We start from the raw sequence: 20882 nt of genomic DNA, 5'->3' as shown, positions 1-20882 counted from the left end.
TTAAGATAATGCTTTCACATTAAAGTTGTTAAAGCCGCTCCCAATGGTTATCTCTACCACTTGTTGCTGCAACATCTCTAAAATAGCCAGAAAATTATAAACAAAATGCACTTTATTTTCTGAGTTTTTAAGCACGAGGGCAAAATCGATCTGTTTATTGATATCAAGCAAATTGGCAATAAAGTGTTTTTGCTGTTCGATAGTGTAGGGATATTGGACCACGGTATGTTTAACTTCTTCACTGCGCAGCTCATACTTCTGCATGGTCCGCTGATAAACAGTTAACAGCTTATACAAATCCAGTGATAAAAGCTCGTCCTGATTTGTAGACGAAGCGGCAGCCAATGTAAGATCATATGCAATGTTACCCCTGTGGTTTTGCTTTAATCGCTCCTCTTCAAAAACCTTCATTTCTTCTGCTGCAGATTTAAACTGCTTATAGGCAATCAGCCGGGCAATAAGGTCCTGCTCCGAGTTAATTTCGTTGCCAACCTCATCTATCTCAATCCTCGGCAATAACATTTTGGATTTAATCCGCATCAGGGTGGCAGCAACCAGAATAAATTCACTGGCTACTTCTACATTTAAGGCAAGGAGTTGGTGAATGTAAGCCAAAAAGTCGTTTGTGATCTTCGAAATCTCCACATCCTGTATATTAAGTTCATCGCGTTCAATAAAGAACAGCAACAAATCGAAGGGGCCTTCAAATACCGGAAGCTTTATTTCAAAATTTTCTGCCTGCATGTGGAGTAACAAACATAATGAAAATTTTCAGGCCTTTAAAGGCTAAACGGAATTCAAAATGCTCCATAGCCATCACTAGCTGCTCTATGCCAGCCCCTAACCGCTCAACACTAATCGCCATACCTATACAACTAAACCCCAGCCGCTTAACCCGCTATAACAAACTGGTATTTTTCTCTTCTATATTAAAACAAATTTACCTTACTTTGTATCTTGTTTTTTACCCTAAATTCCGAATGCAAGTAAAAGCTGGCCCCTTATTATCTAAAATTAACTATCCTGCTGATTTAAAGCAATATAGCGAAGCTGACTTAGTACAAATAAGCCAGGAATTACGACAATATATTATTGATGTAGTTAGTGTTAATGGTGGCCATTTTGGCGCCAGCTTAGGTGTGGTAGAATTAACCGTAGCCTTACACTATGCCTTAAATACCCCTTACGATAAGTTAGTTTGGGATGTGGGCCATCAGGCATACGGGCATAAGATTTTAACTGGCCGCCGGGATTTATTCCATACCAACCGTGTATATGGTGGCATTAGTGGTTTTCCAAAAATTTCCGAAAGCGAATACGATACCTTTGGTGTTGGCCACTCTTCTACTTCCATTTCCGCAGCTTTAGGGATGGCGGTGGCTTCACAATTAAAAGGCGAAACCAACAGGCAGCACGTGGCCGTTATTGGTGATGGCGCCATGACAGCTGGTTTAGCTTTTGAAGGATTAAACCATGCAGGGATCGAAAACAGTAATGTACTGGTGATCCTGAATGACAACTGTATGTCTATCGATCCGAATGTGGGTGCGCTTAAAGAATATTTAACCAGCATCACCATTTCAAAATCTTATAATCGTTTTCGCGATGACATTTCTCATGTACTAACAGGGCTTTCTAAGCTTGGCCCCAATGCACATAAGTATGTAAAAAAGATTGAAAAAAGCATCAAAGGAACTTTACTTAAACAAAGTAATTTATTTGAGGCTTTAAACTTTAGGTACTTTGGCCCTGTTGACGGTCATGATGTGACACGTCTGGCACAAACCATAAAAGATTTGTCTGCTATTCCGGGTCCTAAACTTTTGCATTGTATTACAGTAAAAGGAAAAGGCTTTGCTTTGGCAGAAAAAGACCAAACCAAATGGCATGCCCCGGGTTTGTTCGATAAGATTACAGGCGAAATCAAAAAAAGCACTCCAGACAAGCCACAACCACCAAAATATCAGGATGTTTTCGGACATACCATGGTAGAACTGGCTGAGGCTAACGATAAAATTGTAGGCATTACACCAGCAATGCCTTCGGGCTCGTCATTAAACATTATGATGAAAGCCATGCCAAAACGTGCGTTCGATGTAGGTATTGCAGAACAACATGCGGTAACTTTCTCCGCTGGCCTGGCTACGCAAGGATTGGTTCCTTTCTGTAATATCTATTCAAGTTTCATGCAAAGGGCTTATGATCAGGTAATCCATGATGTAGCTATCCAGAAGCTAAATGTAGTTTTCTGTCTGGACAGGGCAGGCCTGGCCGGTGCCGATGGCGCAACACATCATGGTGCTTACGATATCGCCTATATGCGCTGTATCCCAAATTTAATCGTTTCTTCCCCTATGAATGAAGAAGAGCTTCGTAACCTGATGTTTACGGCTCAACAAGAAAATATAGGACCCTTTGTAATCCGTTACCCACGCGGAAATGGGGTAATGCCCGATTGGAAGAGACCTTTTAAAGCGTTGAAAATTGGAGAAGGGCGTAAAATTTGCGATGGTGAAGACGTAGCCATATTAACGATTGGCCACGTAGGTAATTTTGCTGTTGAAGCATGTACAGAATTAAATAGCGAGGGTTTTCATCCGGCGCATTATGATTTACGTTTTGTAAAACCATTAGATGAAGCTTTATTAAATGAGGTATTTTCCAAATACAAAAATGTGATTACTGTTGAAGATGGTTCATTACCAGGTGGAGTAGGCGCTGCAGTATTGGAATTTATGGCCGACAATAACTATAATGCCCAGGTAGTCAGACTTGGAATCCCCGATAAGTTTATCGACCACGGAGAGCAGCCGGAGCTTTGGGCAGAATGTGGCTATGATAAAAATGCAATTATTGAAGCGGTAAGAAAAGTTGCTATAAAAAGGACAACAGATAGTATGGCAGGGTAGTAAGCCCCAGCATATTTTTTATCCTTTTAAGGATTAATTTATTGTATAAAATCGGCATAAATTACAGAAGAATTTAAAAGAAGTGAATCTCTTCAGCTTATTCCCATTGCGAAGAATCGCAATGATACAAATAAAGATTCCTTCCAATCATTAGGATGACATGTAAATTAACATAATAGCCTCTATTAGTGAGAAAACTGAAGCTTTAAATTTTATAATGTTTTGTTAAAAATCGGTATATAAATTCCGGAATGAACTGCGTAAACCGAAAGTAATTAAACCAGCATTATTTTTACCCAAGCCATTACTCTCACGCCTTAGTATAGCCCCCAGTTCTAATCGTAAATTATATTTCGGATTTACAACGTAAGCTACTCTTCCCTCTGCATAAAAAAGATTCGTATTAATACCTTGCGTGGTGTAATTTCCCTCCTGCTTGATTGATGCAAGATAGGGCTCAAAAATATTTTTACCGTAATTTTGTCCTGCTTCATCTAATCCATACCTGGCATACATCAACTCTCCTGTAAAATCGAAACGCTTATAGGAATAATTTAATAAACCAACAGCTTCTCTAAAGTTAGCACCTAGAGGATGTGCCAATGGCTCATTATAATTGGCATAATTACCAATTCTTGTTCTGGACGAATAAGTATAAGGCTTAGCTGTGTTATACTCAAGCAGATAATTTAAGCCGGCAACTTTAAAAATGTCTGCTCCACGAACCCCCAGTTGCCAGCCATACTTATTTCTTACACTGCCTTTTGAAGAGAAAAATTCTTTTGCCTGAAATTCATCAAGAGAGAACTGACCATAAGCCACAACTTCTTTTGCAAATTTATATTTAGAAGTAAACCCCAATAAAGCATTATCCGGCGAACCGCTTGAAGCTTCAACTGGCCTTAAGAAAATAATAGGATTAGCATATCCCCAGTCGAAACCTCTTTTATTGCCAGCATCATCTGTTTGTACCCAAACAATAGAATCAAAAAAACCAATAGATAGCTTATTATTAACATTCCAGTCTAAGTAATGAAAAACCCCACCTTTTTTCCGGTTACCAGCATCATAAGATAATTTAGGTGCACCAGGATCCTGCATGGCTGCCCACATTACCATATATTGTACATTTCCTAAATTACCCGTTAATTTTAAGAACGGATACGGAGAAGAAAAATCGGATAACAACATAGAACGATAACCATCACCAATAAATGTTTTATCGTAACCAGCTGTAATATTTAAATATTTTATTGGGGTATAGGATAAAGTAGCCGTAACATACGACCAATCTTTGGTTATTTTTCCGGAACTCCGATCATAAGATTGGCCGGGTACTACATTTGTAGTGTTTACATAGTTATCATAATAAGATGCAAAACGTCCTTGGTTTTCGTAACCACTAGTATAAAAAGAAAATTTCTTGCCTACAGTACCACCAATCTGATAACCGCGCGTGTTTAGAAAAGTATTTTTTTTACCAGAAGCATCCCTTCCTATCTGAAAATCGGGCAGAAAATCGGCATAAACAGTAAAATCTTCCATCTGCATATCAAACAGATGTTCGTTAAACAATTTACGTAGTACCCAAGATTTGCGAACTGAATCTACCCCAACACTTAACAATAGTTTACTTTTATCCTGCAATAAACTATCATCTATAAAAAAAGGTTTCATTGAACTGTGTAACCTGGTATCCGGATTATAAATTTCTGAATTTAATTTTTGATAAAACTGAAATGAATATGGCTGGTAAACCGATTGGGCCTTTAATCCAAAAGTGGCAATAGTTAAGCTTAATAGGAGTAGAACTTTCTTCATACAGGGATAATTATATCCACAAAGAAACATAAATTAATATCAATTGATGAATATAAGTAACCCAAATCCATTAGGAATGTATTTATGTTAACTCAAAGGAATAACGTAAAGGGTTTAATGTAGTAAAGCATGCTTATACACGAGATGAAACAGCCAGCGAAACAACAATTTCTTAAATTAATTTAATAGGCGTTTTCTTCTCCCTTAGCCATATTAATTACGGTCATAAAGATGATTTTTACATCCAGCATTGCACTCCAATGTTCCAGGTACCAGATATCGTGTTCTACACGTTTTACCATTTTGTAATCTTCTTTTGTTTCGCCTCTGTAACCGTTTACCTGTGCCCAACCCGTGATGCCTGGTTTTAAAAAATGGCGCACCATAAATTGATCTACAATACCTTTATATTGTTCGGTATGACTCAGCATGTGTGGCCTGGGACCAACAACACTCATGTGTCCCATAAAAACGTTAAAGAACTGAGGTAACTCATCTAAACTCGATCTGCGTAAAAACTTACCAATAGAGGTAATGCGATCATCGTTTTTACTCGCCTGCTTTTTATTGCTAAAGTCATTCATCCGCATGCTTCTAAATTTAAAGCACCAAAAAGGTTCATCATCCCGGCCGCTTCTTAACTGTTTAAATAACACAGGGCCTTTACTCTGGATTTTAATGAGGATGGCAATAATGGGATATAACCAGCTCAATACAAAAAGGATAACCAAACCACTAAATATCACATCAATTAAACGTTTTTTAAACCGATTATGGATTTTTTCAAGAGGTTCTGATCTTAATGAAATCACAGGAAATTCGTTACCTAAATAACTAACCGTATATGGAGATAATAATGCACCACTTATATCAGGAATAAATTTTAAACGAACACATTGCCGTTCTGCTTCCTCTGTCAGCAAAGTCATATCAGCCATACGCTCTGGCGCAATGGTTACATAAATATCTTTAATCCCTTTATCTACAGCCATTTTGAACTGTCGCCCTACCATTTCAGAGATTTGTCCATCGCGGGTTAGATAATCTTCAGGCACATCGTTAATAAATCCATGGAACTCTATATAACGCTGCTTTTCAAAATAAGTAGCCAATTGCAATCCTGTAGCATTATTGCCCATAATTGCAACAGATTTAACGCCACGTAAATGATTAAATAATAAAAATTGAAAAGAAGTACCAATAAAACGATTCACCAAAAACAAAATGGCTAGTATGCCATAAAAAATCACTAAGAACGATCTTGAAAAATCATTTTGCTTCGAAAAGAAAAGGTAAATAGAAAATAATACCGCATGCAACACCACACTTTTCCAGGTTCCGCGGTAAATGCGTTCAATCCGCCTTGACCCATAATCTGAATACAAACTGAAAGCAGTAGTACTCACAATCCAGATCAGGTTACACACAACAACGTAGTGCAACTGCAATTCAGAAGTTACCATTCTACCCATATAAGAAGTAAATTGATAAGCAAAAAAATACACAATATTGACCATGATCAGGTCTGTTAAAGGCAGGATGTATTTTAAAATGAATAAATAACGTGTTTGCATAGGCCCTTGGGATGATTCCTTAACAAATTATTAAACAAAAATAACACATAAAAATTACATTATTTAATATATAAATTAATTCTATTTTGTTAACAATTTGCTAATATAAGATCAGTCAAGATTATTCCATTAAAAGAGTATTGTTAGGAACAATTTTAGTCGATATAAGTATATAAGGAGTAGATTCAATTAATCAACATTACGCTAAATAGACATCTAAAATTTCCAATTGGAAAAGTTGATAATCCCTGATTACAGATTGCGATTTGAAAATAAAAGCCCTTAAACTATTAAATGATTTAAGGGCTTCAAAAAATTTCATGAGATTGACTTAACGATTATATGTCGTAAAATCCTTATGATCTATTTTATCCAATGCTGTTTTTGGTAACGATTTAAAGTATTCATAGGTAATTTTTAATCCCTCAGCACGACCAATTTTAGGTGTCCAACCTAAAATTTCAGTTGCTTTGGTGATATCTGGCCTGCGCTGTTTTGGATCATCCTGTGGCAACTCCCTATACACAATTTTTTGATTGGTACCCGTAAGTTTAATAATCTCTTCGCAAAACTGTTTGATGGTAATTTCATCAGGATTGCCAATGTTTACCGGCTGGGCATAGTCGCTCATCAATAAACGGTAAATACCTTCAACCAGATCATCTACATAACAAAAAGAGCGCGTTTGACTACCATCACCAAAAACAGTTAAATCTTCCCCTCTTAAGGCTTGACCAATAAATGCAGGTAAAACACGCCCGTCATTGAGGCGCATTCTAGGTCCATACGTGTTGAAGATTCTGACAATTCTGGTTTCTACCCCATGAAAAGTGTGATAAGCCATGGTTATGGCTTCCTGGAAACGTTTGGCTTCGTCGTAAACGCCACGAGGCCCCACAGGATTAACATTCCCCCAGTATTCTTCTGGCTGTGGGTTAACATTTGGGTCGCCATAAACTTCGGAAGTTGATGCGATCAACATCCTTGCATTTTTATTGCGTGCCAATCCTAATAGATTGTGTGTTCCCAATGAACCAACTTTAAGGGTTTGAATAGGAATTTTAAGATAATCGATTGGACTTGCCGGTGATGCAAAGTGCAGGATATAATCAAGGTTGCCAGGAATATGGACAAACTTAGAAACATCGTGGTTATAGAATTCAAAGTTTTCTAAAGGAAAAAGATGTTCAATATTCGATAAATCTCCAGTGATGAGGTTATCCATGCCGATCACATAATAGCCTTCTTTAACAAATCTGTCGCACAAATGCGAACCTAAAAAACCGGCAGCGCCTGTAATCAAAATTTTCTTCATCCTCTTAATTTTCTACTAATTTACGGCCAATACTGTTATAATAATATCCCATATCGATCATTTTTTCCAAATCATATAAGTTTCTTCCGTCGAAAACAACTTTATTTTTTAATAAAATATCAATTTTATCGAAATCCGGATTCCGGAAAACAGACCATTCTGTTGCAATTAACAGGGCATCGGCATTGTTTAAAGCGCTATATTGATCAGCTGCAAATTCGACTTTATCACCGATCATATTTTTCACGTTTTCCATTCCTTCCGGATCAAAAACCGTTACCGTTGCACCTTCTTTTACCAGTGCATCGATAATATACAAAGCAGGAGCCTCACGCACATCGTCTGTTTCAGGTTTAAAAGCCAATCCCCAAAGCGCAAAGTGTTTGCCTTTAATATCGTTTTTATAATATTTTAAAACTTTATCAACCAAAATGGTCTTCTGTTTTTCATTGATTTCCATCACCGATTTTAAGATCTGGAAATCATAATTATTTTCATCTGCAGCTTTAACAAGTGCCTGTACATCTTTAGGGAAACATGATCCCCCGTATCCAATCCCCGGAAATAAGAAACGTTTACCAATACGGTCATCAGACCCTACTCCCTTTCTTACCGCATCAACATCTGCGCCTACAAGCTCGCAAAGATTAGCTACCTCATTCATAAACGTAATTTTGGTGGCTAGAAAAGAGTTTGCAGCATATTTAGTCAGTTCTGATGAACGCTCATCCATAAATAAAATTGGATTCCCCTGCCGAACGTAAGGGCCATACAAATCAGTTAATACTTTTTTTGCTTTTTCACTCCTGGTGCCAATTACTACACGATCGGGCTTCATGAAATCTTCCACAGCAACGCCTTCTCTTAAGAATTCCGGATTGGAAACCACATCAACTTCAATATCGGTATTGGCAGTAAAAACAGCTTTCACTTTATCGGCAGTTCCTACCGGAACAGTCGATTTATTGATAATAATTTTATACTCGGTAACAAGGTTAGAGATATCTTTTGCTGCTCCTAAAATATAAGAAAGGTCTGCAGCACCATCGCCTCCCGGAGGCGTAGGTAAAGCCATAAAAATCACTTTCGACTCTTTAATGGCCATAGCAAGATCCGTAGTAAAAATCAATCTGCCCTGGGCAATGTTGCGGTGAAACAATAGATCCAAGCCTGGTTCATAAATTGGAACCTCGCCATCCTGCATTTTTTTAACCTTGGCTTCGTTAATGTCTACACATATAACGTCATTACCTGTTTCTGCCAAACATGTTCCGGTTACTAAACCAACATACCCTGTACCTATTACAGCTATTTTCATTTTATAATATTTAAATTGATTAACTTCTACAACGCTTTTAAGAAAGATTATTGATGAGATCTTTTAATATGGTATCAATAGAAAGATTTTCCAGCGCATAAATATGCGATTTTTTGCTCATTTCAGAACCATCAATCATCAAGCCCTGTTCTATTTTTTGATATAATTCATTTACATTTTCGGGAGCAGCAATTAAACCCATTTCATTTTCGGCAATAACCTTGTATAAGGTAGTGTCCTTATTTGCAGTTACCAGTGCCAAACCACCCACAGCTAAAATAGTAGTGAGCTTAGATGGCATAACTAAATCACTTGCATCTTTCTTCTGAAGAATTAAATGAATATCTGCCATATTTAAAAAATCATTAAATACATTATTTTCCTGAAGCGGCAAAAAATCTACATGATGGAGATTCATTTGCCTTGCCAGATCCACCAGCTTAGGCTTATAGGCGCCTGTACCACAGATCAGGAATTTAACATTTGGCCTGTCAATAAACCTTTTAGCAACAGCTAAAATCCCATCTAATCCTTGTTTTTCGCCAATGTTGCCCGAATATAGAATAATTTTATTAGCTGCTTCATAACCCCACCGTAATTTTAGCGCTGCCTTATTGGCAACCGGATAGTAATTTTTAAGGTCGACCCAGTTTGGAAATTCTATTATATGTCTTTTTGCTTTTTGCCTGATTTTCAATATCATCCCCTCAGAAATACTGCTTACATGATCCACTTTTTTAATAATAAATCTTTCGATTCTGATTAATATAGAAAGCAAGGTTTTTGATTTAATCAGACCTAATTCTTTAGCCGCATCCACTTGCAGGTCCTGTATGTGGTATAATATTTTTGAACCTTTAAAAAAACGGTAAAATAAACTCACTAATCCTAAATGAAATGGTGGTGCAACCGTAATTACCACATCGAATTTTGGAAGGAATAAAAGTTTAATAAAAACAAAAAAAGATGAAATCAAAAAACTTGCATCGTGCAGCATTCTTTTTAAACTTGTTGGCTTTGCTGGCACATATAAAGGGCATCGGTAAACTTTAACACCATCAATTATTTCACTATGCCATAATTTGCCTTTATATTTTGCATTAATCTGCCACTGTGGATAATAGGGTACTGCAGTAACTACTGAAACATTGTGGCCCTGCCCCGCCAGCCATTTCCCCATCTCACCACTATACTTCCCTATACCGGTTAAATCAGGGCTGTAGTTAATGCCGTATATTAATATCCTCATTTAAAATCTCTTAGACCTATTTTTTTGCTTCTTGTGCTTCTCTAATTTTACAATAAATTTCGTTGAAGTAGGCCATTTTTAGCATCGCAAATGATAGCCCTCTTTTTCCATCTAAAAAGCCTCCCATCAGGACAAAACTACCTAAAAAATAAACCGGGCCAATAAACACACTACGCATAAGCCTATATTTCAGTTTTTGTTTAAATGTCCAGCTCTTTCTTAAATCCTGCTGATCTGCAGATTTTAGATATCGCGAAGCTTCCCAATTTGCATATTCGTTATGCTTTTTTAAATAATGACTTATGCCTCTAAAATCCTGATGATCAATTTTAGCCTTAATCTCACCAACTGGCCCAGATAATATTGGATGCTCATGAATTTCCATATCCAGTTGGCTCCAGTGTTCTTCATCAATTCTTTCATATAAGCCTGCGCCAACTTTGAATAAGGCGAGCTTTTTTAGTGGATATCCTCCCCGTAGGTTTTTACCCATAAAAAAAATGGTATAATTTAACCAATAGCCAGCCATATTACTTTGCGAAGTTAAAACCCGGCTCAATTCATCTTTAAATGATGGAGTGATATATTCATCTGCATCTAAAAAGAGAACCCATTTTGTTGCAGGGGTATAATTCATCAAATACCAGTTGCGTTTTTTAGGAAATTTCCCATCCCATTTGAAGTCGATTACTTCTATATTGTTGGCTTTAGCTATAGATAACGTTTCATCAGTACTGCCCGAATCAATAATTACGATTTTTTGCGCCAGCTCTTTACCAATTGCCTGTAAGCATCCAGATAAATTCCTTTCTTCGTTTTTAACCGGAATAACAATAGTAAGATCTAGCTTAGGTGATAACATTTTAAGATTTAATTGAGGACTGAAATACTCTTTCTTTAATTGGTTTACAAGGATGACCGGAACAAACAGTCCAGGCAGGCATATTTTTAGTTACCACCGATCTGGCACCAATTACTGCTCCTTCTGATATAGTTATGCCGGGATGTACAAAAACTTCTGCAGCCACCCATACCTGATCGCCAATCACAATGGGCATGGCAATAAGTGGAAATCCTGGTAAGGTATAATCGTGTGTGCCTGCACAAAGGTGTGCACCTTGAGAAATAACGGCTCTTTTGCCAATGGTAATTTTACCCTGACTATACAAATTTACACCACTGGCAATGCCACATTCATCACCTAATTCAATATTCCAGGGTGCCCAAATGATTACTCCAGGATATACGTGTACACCCTTTCCTATTTTGGCACCAAAACATTTCAACAGAAAAACACGCCATTGGTGAAATGGCTTTGGACTTAATTTAAACAAAAATAAAGCTACAATTCCCCATACCAACCTCGCTAACCTGTTTTTCATAGAAAAAGATGGGCCAGTTACTGTATCCGTATTATGCATAATTTAAATTTAGCGCTTTCTCCAGGTTTATTGTGGCACTTGAAGTAGAAAAATAATCCTGAAATGATTTATTGCACAAAGAAACCATTTTTTCTTTATCATTTGAAGGCAAAGTCAAGCAAGTGTATAAAATATGCAGGATTTTCATACTCATCGTTTCGAACTCAAAACTTCCTGGTAAAGTTGAAAATATTGGTTCGCAATAAAATCAGGGTTAAAACGCAATTTATTCACTCTTCCTTTTTCTATTAATGTTTCACGATAATTATCGTCATTAATAACCTTCAAAATTCCATTTCGTATGTCTTCAATACTAAACGGATCAACCAAACAAGCTGCTTCATTTGCAACCTCGGGCATTGATGATAAATTACTGGTAACCACAACCCTTTCAACAGCATTGGCTTCAACTATTGGCATTCCAAATCCTTCAAAAGTAGAAACAAAAGCCAAAATATCGCATTCGTGATACTTTTCTAAAAGCCTTTCGTTTGAGACATTATATTCATTACTGTAATCAACATTAAATTTGCTTAAAGCCTCCAGGTATTCGGGGTTAAGCTTACCAACAATTGTCAAGTGACATTCGATATTATTTAACGATTCTATTAATCTAAGTAAATTCTTATTGTGACCTGTACCGATGTGTAAGATTACGGGCTTAGTTTTATTGAATTGTTTATGCACTGGCTGAAAAGCAGGAGCGATTGCAACCGGTATAACTCTTATTTTATCAGGATTACAACCAGTATAGCCAACAATTTCAGCTTTGGTGGCCTCAGAAATAGAAGTTACTACTTTAGCCCTTTTTACCGGGCCTGTAAGATAAAGCCATTTTACAATTATTTTGGCTAATCCTGTTTTTCTCGGCATCATGCCGCAGTCTAAAACGGTTAGTACCACGCGCTTTTTACGCATTAATAAATTAAGAAAATGAATTTCGCCAGTAACATGGTTAATATCATTCCCCTGTCTAAACGCCGCTTCTATTATATTAATAAACTTAGAGTAATATCCATCATTATAACATTTTGAGATAAATACCCTGGCATCAATCTTATCTATCAGCCTTTTTCTTATATCTTCAAAGATATATTCCAGGCTAAAACTAAATCCATTTCTTGGTTTTCTCTGGAAAAAGTTGATTTTTATTTTTTTATTTACCATTTTCGATTTCTTCATTAATTAAAATCGTTAATACATCATAAAAAGACATCTCGTATTCCCAACCCAATTTTGCTTTAGCTTTTGTATTATCACCATAAATATCCAGTATTTCTGTTGGGCGGAAATACTTTTCATTAATCACCAAACGATCAAGTGATATATTTAAATAGTTAAATACATATTCAATAATTGACCTCAAGGAAACAGAGTGGTTTGAGCAGATCAAATAATCGTCGGCATGAGGCTGTTGTAACATCAGGTACATGGCCTCTACATATTTAGGTGCCCAGCCAAAGTCTCTTTTAATATCAATGTTACCTACTTCTAAAATTTCTGCTTCTCCATTTTTGATTTTAATCGCTTGTAAAATTACTTTTTTAATAAAAAAATTATCACTTCTTAAATAAGATTCGTGGTTAAATAAGAAGCCACTGCAGCTAAAAAGTCCGTAAGAATCCCGGTAGTTTTTGGTTATCCAATGCGCAGAAGCTTTTGATATGCTATATGGACTAATTGGATTTATACCAGAAGTTTCTTTTATTGGCAGTTTTGCTTCACCGAAAACTTCGCTACTAGATGCCTGGTAAAACCTGCATTCGGGATTAAGCATTCTAATGGCTTCGAGTAGATTTAAAACAGATAAAATATTAAATTGGATCGTACCAATAGGCTGCCTAAATGACAAAGAAACAGAGCTTTGTGCCGCCAAATTATAAATCTCATTGGGGTTATATTCTTTAATTATAGACATAACCTGTGATAGATCTGTAAGGTCGCATTCTACCAGCTCCACTTTATCTTTTAATTTTAAATATTCAAGCCCCTTAAAATTAATGTGAGAGTAACTCCTTATCAGGCCAATCACTCTGTAACCCTTACCGTGAAGCAGTTGGGCCAAATATGCACCATCCTGACCAGTTATTCCTGTAATAATTGCAACTTTAATCATATACACACTCAGAAAAAACCTTTTTTATACTCATTAAACAAATCCAGGCGAAATAATAATACATTAACTAGCTTTTGACTCCTATTAGCTTTGATAATTGTACCAGTATGCTCGCATAGCTGTAATTTTCAACAATATCTAATGAATGGCATTTAATCCCTGCATTCACCTCTGCAATTACCAGTTTTAATTTCGCTGCAAGATCGTTTATATTTCTGGTCTCAAAGGTATACCCATTTTTGCCATTAACAACTAAATCTTCTGAACAGCCTGTTAAATCTGATATAATTAAAGGCATATTAAAATTCATAGCCTCATTGACCGAAAGGCCCCAGTTTTCTCCTAAAGCCGAACACATTACAAATACATCACCAATAGAATAATAATCTACGATTTCAGATTGATTTATAAATCCAGTTAGCACAACGTTCTTTAGTTCCAGCTCTGCTATCCTTTTTTCCATAGCAGGCCTTAACGCTCCCTCACCAATCATAACCAACCATGTATGTGCATCGTTTAAAAGTGAAAATGAATTAATAAGATCCAGTGGCAGTTTCTTATCAATATATTTGCCCGAAAACAAAATTACCCTATCGTTTTCCGGAATCTGCAACTTCTGTTTAAAAGATTTTCCACTTTTTTCGATTTGTAATTTAGATTGAACAAACCGATCATTATCAACAGCATACGGGCAAAATAAGAGTTTATGATCCTTAATCCCATAACTTTTATAAAAAAGCCTGTTCTGTTCTCCGATATATAAAAACCAATTAATACGAGGGAACAGGAAATACTTATAGAAAAAAAATTTAATCTTTTGTTTTACACCCTTTTTTAATTTTTCTTGTTTCAAAGGAATATCACATCTGATACAGATTTCGTGTCCTTTCAGCCCGCCAATCAGTAACACCAGAAAATGAGTAAAATAATGCCACCCATGAACGACGATAATTGATTTAGGAATTTGAAATAATTCTTTAATAAGCCCTAAGTTAATTAAACCAAAAAACCCTTTTTTATGAGAAGGTTTCCATGAATGATTTTTAAAAAATTTATGCTCGTAACCCTCTAATAATGGTATATCCCATTTAATCCTGGTACCAAATTCAATGTCCAGACCGCCTTTAATCGATTCATCAGATTCATACCAGGCTTTTGTTTTTACCCCATGATCATTCATATACTTGTACATAGGTGCAAAGTATTGTATGGGATGGGAGTTTATGAAAATAATATCTTTCAAACTGTTTGTGATTTATTTTTTAAATATAGCCGCCTATCTAAGTTTTTGATTGTTATCATAGCGCCAACTGCCATCCACCACCAGATAGATAAGGGAGGCTGCAACGCTAAGGTACCAGTTATCCCATTAATGATAATGTATGCCAATAAAAAGGATGCAGCAGAAAAGTAATTTACGATATGCATTCTTTTCCATATTTTATATGCCATGTAAATAATATAAAGCCTAAAGCTATACCAGATTAAGGCCAGATATAACCCTCCTTCCCAGAATGTTGTAGATAAATCTGTTTCAGTCCACAGTTTTAAGCGGACTTGATAAGCATATTCACTTATTTTCTCCGCGCCATTACTCATTACACCAAGACCATTACCAAGAATAACACTACCAAGATCTTGTTCCCAGAACCAGGTCGTCCAACTGGTAAAACTAGATAAAACCCTGCCCTCGAGTTCTTCAGAATGGCTTTGATTATCTGATCCGGAGGAACGTCGCTCGTATGCAGCAAAATATTCAGGTTTAACAACCCGCAAGGCTGTAATGCCTATTATTAAACAAGATGCAAAAACAATTCCTTTACTCAACATCCACTTCTGGCGTTTAAAGCCTAACAAAATAAAGCCCAGAACAAGACAACTGGTTACCCCTAAAACAGCAGTTCTACCGCCCGTAATAAATGCCCCCACAATTAAACATAATGTTAACAACACATTAATTGGAATTTTTAACCGATTAAGCAAAGAGGGATTATTTTTTTCCTGAGGAGAAATAAAAAAATGAATCATCAGAAAAGCAGCCTCAACATTTAGAAAATAAGAATACTGCCCGGTAAAAGAGAATGTGGAACCAACTCTTAAATAACCCGCAGCAGAAAAGGCTTCGAGTGATGTTCCTGCTACTGATAAATTTAACCAATGAGTAGCAGGCAGAGAATTTTGCAAAACCGCTATAACAGTTGTTGGAATTAATAATAAAACGAAAAAATTAACAAATTTCTTAAATTCAAATCCGTTATCTTTTGTAAAGCCTGCCACGGTTAGCAGTGCAACTATAACATATAGTAAGTACTGCTTTGCACCAAAACAGGTTATTAAAAGTCCGTGAAAGGATGTAATAATAAATAACGGAACAAATAGAAAAAAAACAAAAAACCAAACATTTTTTAAATTTTTAACTGCTTTGTCAAACTTTCTACTCAAAAAAACGTATAGGCCAATTAAGCAAATAACATCTTTAATAAAAAACACAGGCGTACCTAGAAAAGGAGGTAAAACCTTTCTTAGTAAACCTTCAAACACAAGCATTATCACTAAGGCATAAATTAAATACCTAAAGGCTATACCTAACTTCAGAAATCTATCTTGAGTTCTTTTTTTCATTAAATATAGTGGTTAATGTATTTACCAAATTGCTAGTGGTTACATCCCATCCGGGTAAATCCTTAGATTTAAATTTAGCCGCCTGTTTCATTGATGTTAAAAGCTCTTCATTATCTGCAAGGAGTTGCATCTTCGAAAGAATAGCTTTATCGTCGCAAATTGGCACAATAAAACCTTCGCATCCATCACTAATAATATCACTGGCTCCGGTATTAGTGGTAGCAATAATAGGAAGACCGGATGCAATTGCTTCGCCAAGTACCAATGCCAAACCTTCTTCTATTGAGGGTAAGCAAAATACATCAGCATTATGGTATGCATCTTCAAGATCATTTCCTTTTAAAACGCCACGAAAAACAATGTCTGAGGATAAAGAAAGATCAGCAATTCCTGTATCATGATTAGTTGGGCCAACAATAACCAATTGTTTATTTGGATGTTTAAGATCATTAAAAGCATTTATCAAATATCTTAATCCTTTCCTCACCGATATACTTCCAACAAATAAAACGGTAAATTTGGTATTATCTTTAACAACCTGATGATTACTGGCCTGAAATTTATTGAAGCCGTAAGGTATTTTAAGTAGTTTCTCTTTGGCAAACCCCATTTGAATAAAGCTGCTTCTTACGAATTCTGATGGCATTAAAATAAAGTCAGCCTCCTGATACTCCTTAATTCTTCTTTCTTTTTCTTTTTGGTATGATGGTTTCCATACCAGGCCAAGTTTCTCATATTCTGTTTTAAGTATATCCTCCTGGAAGGAAATATGAGAATTTACAGCTTCTACTATCGTAATTACTCCATTTTTTTTTGCGTATGCACAACTCGAAAGTCCGCTTCCGTTATAAAATAAAAAAATGTCGCAGTCTTTTACATATTTTTTGCAAGCAAGGTCTTGTTCAATTTTGGCCAGGTATGCAATTTTCCGACTTAAAAAATCAGGTAATTTAAATTTTAAGCATGCGATATATATGGTTTGTAAAATATCTGCTCTTCGTATTTTCGGAGCCAATTCTGCTTGTTTTGCCCTTGGGCTAAACCTCGAAAACCCACTAACGAAACGATAAAGAATATTTGCCTTTAATAATCCTAGTGCGTATATATAATGGTGGCTCTTATTGGGAGCAGTGTATACAACTTTCATAATTTTATTTATCCAATTAACCAAGCCCTGTTTGCGGCCAAGAAACTACATGGATTATATTCTAATTTTTCTGTTCTCTTTTTTGTCAGTACCTGAGCCGGATTCCCGGCTACAATCTCGTAATCGCCAACATTTTTACTTACAACTGCACCTGCGCCTACAACAGCCCCTCTGCCGATATGAACTCCCGGTAAAATTATCGAATTGGTACAAATCCATGCGTAATCCTCAATAATAATTGGTGATTTTACATGTTTCCATTCAGGATCTTTTAAATCGTGAGATGCCGTTAAAAATAATACGCCATCATTTACACAAACGTTTTCGCCAATTACAATTTGATCGTGAAGTGAAAATTCTACCTGACCTATAAAGGTGTATGCACCAATTTTAAGATTTTTTTTGTTTCCACCGGCCTTTACCTGCCCAATTTCAGCTCTTTCATCAATACAGGCCCCTTTTTTTACCAGGCGGGATCTCCTCCTATTTCTTCTTATTAATTCTGGCAGCGTTTGAAAACGCTTAGCCCATGCCTTAATATGTGCATAGGATGCGAATGGAAATACCGCTCTATTTTTAAACAAATAACTAAAACCTGCCATATTAGATTATATTAATGCATGGTAAATCATTTAAGTACATCTGAGTAACAGCTGCTATTCCGAAGGGATGTGTTCGGTTCCTATCTTCCGTATGAGCGAAGTTATCAAAATAATCATTACAAGAGATCATTTCGCTGGGAATCGGGACATTATCAGTACCTCTTACTTCCCATTTTCTTGATATATCCAGAATGATTAAGCCATGCTCGCGCATCGCTGCAACAGAACCACTTTTTTCTGCCAATAATAGTGGAGTAGTAGAAATACCTACAACCGACTGGCTTAATATTTCCGAAATGGTACCTAAAGACTGTTCTCCAAGTACAACAACTTCTATACCTGAATTACGAACCAAGGGTAGCCACTGATTTAACTCACCACCATTTCTACCAATAAATACAAGTTTCAAATCATATTTAAATTTCTCCTTTATCCGGGCATTCAAATGAATTAAATCTCCAATACCGGCTCCCGGGTGTATACCCCCAAAAACAACGAATTGACGTTGATTACGATGAGGTGTAACGGCAGTTACCGGTACATTGCCAAAAAGGGGCAGATAGTTAGATTTTATACCAATATTGGCTAATTTTAACTGATATAGTCTGGTATGCGTATGCGTAATTACAGGATTAAGTATTGTCACCATCCTTTTGATAATGAATTTCTGGATTTTACCCCAGATATTCATTTTAAAAGTAGCGCCCTTATCCATACCTACCCATAACTCATGAAACATGATGTGCCAGGGAATATTATTACTTATTTTCTTTAAACTTTTTGCTAAAGAAAAAGGTAAACCTTTAGGATTAAACGAAAACACAACATATTGAAGGCTTATCAGATCTGGTTTTTCCTCCCTGATAAATTGAGCGGCCAAATCTAATTTCAAGTTCATTTCTTGACTCTTCGCTAATCTTAATGCAGGTATAGCTTGCCCTTCAATATTTAATACCGTTTTAAAATTGGTATCCACATAAGGGTCATTTAATGAAATAATACTTACATCATAACCTAAAGTTGATAATGAAGCACATAATCTGGCTGTATAATCTCCTACACCGTCTTTTCCCTTTTCAATTGAACCACAAATAAATAATATTTTCATTATGTTGATTGAGTGGCTAAATGATTTTCTCTTTGCCCAATTTTTTTTGCGGGTACACCTCCCCAAATTTCGTATGCTCCTATCGGTTTATTTACAACTGCACCTGCTGCAACAATAGCACCATCACCAATTTCAACACCTTTTAGTATCACTACATTTACGCCTATCCAAACATCATTTCCGATTATAATTGGCTTTTCTATACTGGGCTGTAACCGCATTAAAGTATCAGTCTTCATTCCGTGGTCATGATCTATAAACCTGGAACCAGAGGCAATCAGGCAATTATCTCCGATTACAATTTTTTTACTGATATTAAATTCACAATTAGTTCCAACAAAAACATTATTGCCTAATATTATCGACTTACCCGTTCTCCATATCCCATCAAACTTAAAATAAGTGCTTTTTTCGAGTATGCATGAGTTTCCGATAGAAATTTGGTTAGGCCAGGTAAACAAAATTTTTGAAATACGGCAGGCAGCTCCAATCTCCATCCCATATAACCGAAACAGTTTAATGCGGAAGAAATTGAGGAAAGCATCAAAAATCCTGAATCTTAAAAAGAAAATCCCTTTATCATAAATACCTTTCATAAATTCTATTAATTTTTGCTGCTATATCGGTCTTTAAGTTTAAAAAATGGCTTCTCTATTAAGTAGTAAGAAAGATTTGCACAGATTAAAATAATTAAAATTACAACTAAAAAAGGCAGTCGGTGTAACCACTCGCGATCGGCAGTAAACATCTGTTGCCATAAATAGATGCTATAAGATAACGTACCTATATAGTTGAGTAATCTGGTATTCAAAAGTTTAAACCATAAATTTCTTTGCGATATAGATATCATGATGATTACGGCGACACACAAATTTGTAAAAAGGCCAATACTACCAAACATACTGTATGCTATTGCAGTAACAGTAATAAGCAGTTTAGAATGATCATAGGTACACAGGTGGTAAAAATAATTATAGATCAAAACAGAAAAACAAAGTGCTATTGGAACAACATATTTAACCCATTTGTACTTAAAAATCAATTCAATTATTCTGTCATGGTTTAGTGCAAAAAAACATCCAATCAACAATGCATCACTTGTTGCAAAAATGGTATTTGCCATTAATGGTTGTGGATAAGAAAAGAACAAAAACCTACTTAAGGCACCTAAAACAATGAGTACAGGCAATACTTTTTTAATATTCTTACCTAAAAAAATAAATAGAAAGGGAAAAATAAGGTAAAATACCTCTTCAACAGATAAAGACCAAAGATGGCCAGTTTCATACATCGCACTTGGAAAAAATTGCTTCATATAAGTTAACACCCCAATCCATTCTAAAGAGGTGATGTTAAAATATTTAAATAGGGTAAGCAAATAGTATACAAACATTAAAAAATAATAAGCAGGAAAAATTCGCAAAGTTCTCCTGATATAAAACCCTTTTAATGAGATAGATCCTTTTTTTTCTTTTTCTTTGATTAATAGTGTAGTAATCAGGTACCCACTTATCATGAAGAAGACATTTACCCCTAAAGGCCCGTTACCAATTATCATACCTGCGTATCTGAATAACGCGTTATGAGGTAGAAAATTATGCTGTGAAAAATGGCAAAGTAATACCATTGCAATGCTTATAGCCCTTAATCCATTAAGACTGGGAATCATTTTTTTAGACA

General features: G+C 35.9%; 18 protein-coding genes. 1 reads left to right on the top strand and 17 read right to left on the bottom strand.

Annotated elements, in window-relative coordinates; genetic code table 11:
• Window positions 1-744 (bottom strand): segregation and condensation protein A, encoded by a 744-nt coding sequence (locus BCL90_RS19560; RefSeq protein ID WP_121286141.1) that lies wholly within the window; start codon window positions 742-744, stop codon window positions 1-3.
• A 236-nt stretch (window positions 745-980) separates the two neighbouring features.
• On the opposite strand from BCL90_RS19560, the gene dxs reads away from it, so the two are divergent.
• Entirely contained in the window at window positions 981-2909 is a 1929-nt protein-coding gene (gene dxs, locus BCL90_RS19555; protein ID WP_121286138.1) for a 1-deoxy-D-xylulose-5-phosphate synthase, read from the top strand.
• Window positions 2910-3134: 225 nt separating this feature from the next.
• Here dxs and BCL90_RS19550 read toward each other — a convergent pair whose 3' ends face one another.
• The 16 genes from BCL90_RS19550 to BCL90_RS19475 form a co-directional block, all read right to left on the bottom strand.
• A complete protein-coding gene (locus BCL90_RS19550) occupies window positions 3135-4730 on the bottom strand; it encodes a gliding motility protein RemB (protein ID WP_121286136.1) in 1596 nt (531 codons plus the stop codon).
• Between the two features lie 182 nt (window positions 4731-4912).
• On the bottom strand, window positions 4913-6304 hold the full coding sequence (locus BCL90_RS19545) for an undecaprenyl-phosphate glucose phosphotransferase (protein ID WP_121286133.1): 1392 nt from the start codon (window positions 6302-6304) through the stop codon (window positions 4913-4915).
• Between the two features lie 331 nt (window positions 6305-6635).
• The gene (locus tag BCL90_RS19540) at window positions 6636-7619 is read right to left on the bottom strand and encodes a UDP-glucuronic acid decarboxylase family protein (RefSeq protein WP_121286131.1); all 984 of its coding nucleotides are present in this window, start codon (window positions 7617-7619) and stop codon (window positions 6636-6638) included.
• A gap of 4 nt (window positions 7620-7623) precedes the next feature.
• Window positions 7624-8937, bottom strand: coding sequence for a UDP-glucose dehydrogenase family protein (locus BCL90_RS19535; RefSeq protein ID WP_121286128.1), 1314 nt, complete (start codon window positions 8935-8937; stop codon window positions 7624-7626).
• A gap of 37 nt (window positions 8938-8974) precedes the next feature.
• The gene (locus BCL90_RS19530) at window positions 8975-10186 is read right to left on the bottom strand and encodes a WcaI family glycosyltransferase (protein ID WP_121286125.1); all 1212 of its coding nucleotides are present in this window, start codon (window positions 10184-10186) and stop codon (window positions 8975-8977) included.
• A 16-nt stretch (window positions 10187-10202) separates the two neighbouring features.
• Window positions 10203-11048 (bottom strand): glycosyltransferase family 2 protein, encoded by an 846-nt coding sequence (locus BCL90_RS19525; protein ID WP_121286121.1) that lies wholly within the window; start codon window positions 11046-11048, stop codon window positions 10203-10205.
• A gap of 1 nt (window position 11049) precedes the next feature.
• A complete protein-coding gene (locus BCL90_RS19520; protein WP_121286118.1) occupies window positions 11050-11607 on the bottom strand; it encodes a WcaF family extracellular polysaccharide biosynthesis acetyltransferase in 558 nt (185 codons plus the stop codon).
• A gap of 150 nt (window positions 11608-11757) precedes the next feature.
• Window positions 11758-12789: a glycosyltransferase family 4 protein gene (locus BCL90_RS19515; RefSeq protein WP_121286115.1), complete on the bottom strand. Its 1032-nt coding sequence runs from the start codon at window positions 12787-12789 to the stop codon at window positions 11758-11760.
• On the bottom strand, window positions 12764-13723 hold the full coding sequence (locus BCL90_RS19510; RefSeq protein WP_208529766.1) for a GDP-mannose 4,6-dehydratase: 960 nt from the start codon (window positions 13721-13723) through the stop codon (window positions 12764-12766). Before BCL90_RS19510 ends, BCL90_RS19515 begins: the two co-directional genes overlap by 26 nt.
• A gap of 67 nt (window positions 13724-13790) precedes the next feature.
• Window positions 13791-14966, bottom strand: coding sequence for a glycosyltransferase family 4 protein (locus BCL90_RS19505; protein WP_134380348.1), 1176 nt, complete (start codon window positions 14964-14966; stop codon window positions 13791-13793).
• Window positions 14963-16345: a hypothetical protein gene (locus tag BCL90_RS19500; RefSeq protein ID WP_121286109.1), complete on the bottom strand. Its 1383-nt coding sequence runs from the start codon at window positions 16343-16345 to the stop codon at window positions 14963-14965. The genes BCL90_RS19505 and BCL90_RS19500 overlap by 4 nt, the downstream gene beginning before the upstream one ends.
• Complete coding sequence (locus BCL90_RS19495) at window positions 16323-17492, bottom strand: glycosyltransferase family 4 protein (RefSeq protein WP_121286106.1); 1170 nt, start codon at window positions 17490-17492, stop codon at window positions 16323-16325. The genes BCL90_RS19500 and BCL90_RS19495 overlap by 23 nt, the downstream gene beginning before the upstream one ends.
• Window positions 17493-17500: 8 nt before the next feature.
• Entirely contained in the window at window positions 17501-18094 is a 594-nt protein-coding gene (locus tag BCL90_RS19490; RefSeq protein ID WP_121286103.1) for an acyltransferase, read from the bottom strand.
• A gap of 1 nt (window position 18095) precedes the next feature.
• Window positions 18096-19202 (bottom strand): glycosyltransferase family protein, encoded by a 1107-nt coding sequence (locus tag BCL90_RS19485; RefSeq protein WP_121286101.1) that lies wholly within the window; start codon window positions 19200-19202, stop codon window positions 18096-18098.
• Complete coding sequence (locus tag BCL90_RS19480; RefSeq protein WP_121286098.1) at window positions 19202-19798, bottom strand: acyltransferase; 597 nt, start codon at window positions 19796-19798, stop codon at window positions 19202-19204. Before BCL90_RS19480 ends, BCL90_RS19485 begins: the two co-directional genes overlap by 1 nt.
• 8 nt (window positions 19799-19806) lie before the next feature.
• Window positions 19807-20871, bottom strand: coding sequence for an acyltransferase family protein (locus tag BCL90_RS19475; RefSeq protein WP_262707553.1), 1065 nt, complete (start codon window positions 20869-20871; stop codon window positions 19807-19809).
• Between the last annotated feature and the right edge of the window lie 11 nt (window positions 20872-20882).

Origin of the sequence: Pedobacter alluvionis (assembly GCF_003664035.1) — a bacterium.
Taxonomy (GTDB): Bacteria; Bacteroidota; Bacteroidia; order Sphingobacteriales; family Sphingobacteriaceae; genus Pedobacter; species Pedobacter alluvionis.
The sequence above is the reverse complement of the archived record's forward strand: the minus strand, read 5'-3'. Positions and strand labels throughout refer to the sequence as shown.

What these genes read in the sequence shown, in the direction of transcription:
- BCL90_RS19560 (WP_121286141.1), bottom strand. Translation starts at nt 744, where the DNA reads ATGCAGGCAGAAAATTTTGAAATAAAGCTTCCGGTATTTGAAGGCCCC.
- dxs (WP_121286138.1), top strand. Translation starts at nt 981, where the DNA reads ATGCAAGTAAAAGCTGGCCCCTTATTATCTAAAATTAACTATCCTGCT.
- BCL90_RS19550 (WP_121286136.1), bottom strand. Translation starts at nt 4,730, where the DNA reads ATGAAGAAAGTTCTACTCCTATTAAGCTTAACTATTGCCACTTTTGGA.
- BCL90_RS19545 (WP_121286133.1), bottom strand. Translation starts at nt 6,304, where the DNA reads ATGCAAACACGTTATTTATTCATTTTAAAATACATCCTGCCTTTAACA.
- BCL90_RS19540 (WP_121286131.1), bottom strand. Translation starts at nt 7,619, where the DNA reads ATGAAGAAAATTTTGATTACAGGCGCTGCCGGTTTTTTAGGTTCGCAT.
- BCL90_RS19535 (WP_121286128.1), bottom strand. Translation starts at nt 8,937, where the DNA reads ATGAAAATAGCTGTAATAGGTACAGGGTATGTTGGTTTAGTAACCGGA.
- BCL90_RS19530 (WP_121286125.1), bottom strand. Translation starts at nt 10,186, where the DNA reads ATGAGGATATTAATATACGGCATTAACTACAGCCCTGATTTAACCGGT.
- BCL90_RS19525 (WP_121286121.1), bottom strand. Translation starts at nt 11,048, where the DNA reads ATGTTATCACCTAAGCTAGATCTTACTATTGTTATTCCGGTTAAAAAC.
- BCL90_RS19520 (WP_121286118.1), bottom strand. Translation starts at nt 11,607, where the DNA reads ATGCATAATACGGATACAGTAACTGGCCCATCTTTTTCTATGAAAAAC.
- BCL90_RS19515 (WP_121286115.1), bottom strand. Translation starts at nt 12,789, where the DNA reads ATGAAGAAATCGAAAATGGTAAATAAAAAAATAAAAATCAACTTTTTC.
- BCL90_RS19510 (WP_208529766.1), bottom strand. Translation starts at nt 13,723, where the DNA reads ATGATTAAAGTTGCAATTATTACAGGAATAACTGGTCAGGATGGTGCA.
- BCL90_RS19500 (WP_121286109.1), bottom strand. Translation starts at nt 16,345, where the DNA reads ATGAAAAAAAGAACTCAAGATAGATTTCTGAAGTTAGGTATAGCCTTT.
- BCL90_RS19495 (WP_121286106.1), bottom strand. Translation starts at nt 17,492, where the DNA reads ATGAAAGTTGTATACACTGCTCCCAATAAGAGCCACCATTATATATAC.
- BCL90_RS19490 (WP_121286103.1), bottom strand. Translation starts at nt 18,094, where the DNA reads ATGGCAGGTTTTAGTTATTTGTTTAAAAATAGAGCGGTATTTCCATTC.
- BCL90_RS19485 (WP_121286101.1), bottom strand. Translation starts at nt 19,202, where the DNA reads ATGAAAATATTATTTATTTGTGGTTCAATTGAAAAGGGAAAAGACGGT.
- BCL90_RS19480 (WP_121286098.1), bottom strand. Translation starts at nt 19,798, where the DNA reads ATGAAAGGTATTTATGATAAAGGGATTTTCTTTTTAAGATTCAGGATT.
- BCL90_RS19475 (WP_262707553.1), bottom strand. Translation starts at nt 20,871, where the DNA reads ATGATTCCCAGTCTTAATGGATTAAGGGCTATAAGCATTGCAATGGTA.